Origin of the sequence: Cedecea neteri NBRC 105707 = ATCC 33855, from assembly GCF_001571265.1 — a bacterium.
In the GTDB taxonomy this organism is placed as follows: domain Bacteria; phylum Pseudomonadota; class Gammaproteobacteria; order Enterobacterales; family Enterobacteriaceae; genus Cedecea; species Cedecea neteri.
Genome location: NZ_BCTL01000126.1, coordinates 1 through 855, shown reverse-complemented (window position 1 = coordinate 855; position 855 = coordinate 1). Strand labels below are relative to the sequence as shown.

At 67.7% G+C, this 855-nt stretch carries 1 protein-coding gene; it reads left to right on the top strand.

Translation table 11 applies throughout. The features are described from left to right. The first annotated feature begins 17 nt into the window (after positions 1 to 17). A complete protein-coding gene (locus CNE01S_RS24945) occupies positions 18 to 767 on the top strand; it encodes an SDR family oxidoreductase (RefSeq protein WP_072279240.1) in 750 nt (249 codons plus the stop codon). Positions 768 to 855: the final 88 nt, after the last annotated feature.

Here is an 855-nt window from a genome sequence, read left to right as displayed (position 1 = left end):
ACATCAGGAGATACCCTGTGAACACCCCCCTTTCTGTACCCCGTCACCCGCTTCAGGGCAAAGTCATCGCCATCACCGGGGCCGCCTCCGGGATCGGCCTCGCCTGTGCCTCCGCCTTTCTTGCCGCCGGGGCCCGTGTTGTCATGATTGACCGCGACGTCGGAGCCCTCCTCCACCACGCAGATACCCTCGGAGAGCACGCCCTGCCCCTGCCGGCCGACATCACCGACCCTGACCAGGCCGACGGTCTCGCTGACCACATCCTCTCCCTCGCCGGACGCCTCGATATCTTCCATGCCAACGCCGGCATGTACACCGGTGGCCCCTTCGTCGACACCGACCCCGACACCATCGCGAAGCTCCTCGACCTCAACGTCACCGCCACTTTTCGCTGTATCCGCGCTGTCCTCCCCGCCTTTATCGCCCGACGCGGCGGGGATATCCTCCTCACCAGCTCCGTCGCCGGGGTCGTCCCTGTGGCACACGAGCCCGTCTATACCGCCTCCAAGTTTGCCCTCCAGGGCTTCGTCCACAGCCTCCGCCGGCAGCTCTCTCCCCACGGGGTCCGCGTCGGGGCCATCCTTCCCGGCCCGGTCAGCACCGCCCTGCTCACCGCCTGGCCCGAGGCAAAACGCCGCGAGGCCCTGGAGACCTGCGCCCTCCTGCAGCCCGCTGATGTCGCCGAAGCCGCGCTCTTTATGGTCACCCGGCCCCACGACGTCGTCATCCGGGATCTTGTGATCCTCCCGGCCGGGGTGGATCTCTGACGCCTTCCTGCCCGGATACTCAGACAGCTGCTCTCACGGAGACCTCAACGACGCCGGGAACCCGGCCCCGGCGCCTGAGGACAAGTCC